We start from the raw sequence: 411 nt of genomic DNA, 5'->3' as shown, positions 1-411 counted from the left end.
ATGCATGGAGGTTTGAGACGGAAAATTTACAGTGTGAACAGTTGAAAGAATTACCGTTTCCTGTTGTTTCTGGGAATACTTCCAAGTATATTGTGCAAATTAATAAGAGTAAAAATGATTTAATCAAAGAGATAAAACAGCTCGTTAAAGACTCAGATAAGTTGCTTAAAGATGAAAATAAAAGTTTACCACGTATCTACTTTGATAGATCCCTATATTTGCCATTGTTAATCCAAAGTAATAAAATCGATAAAATTTCACCAGCAGGACTAGTAGAAAGCGAGGAAAAATTCTTAAAAGGACTAAAAGAATACCTAGAAGCACATAAAGACAAGTTTGATAATTTTGAAATTTATCTCCTAAGAAACTATCCGTTTTCTGTGATTGGTTTTCAACTCTAGTGGGCAAAAT

The 411-nt window shown here is 31.6% G+C and carries 1 protein-coding gene; it reads left to right on the top strand.

The annotated features are described in order from the left end of the window. The coding region (locus N2712_08005) for a hypothetical protein (protein MCX8029920.1) at window positions 1-401 on the top strand (401 nt) is incomplete at its 5' end. Between the last annotated feature and the right edge of the window lie 10 nt (window positions 402-411).

Source organism: Brevinematales bacterium, from assembly GCA_026415355.1.
Classification (GTDB): Bacteria; Spirochaetota; Brevinematia; order DTOW01; family DTOW01; genus SKYB106.
This window is presented reverse-complemented; position numbering and strand designations above follow the sequence as displayed.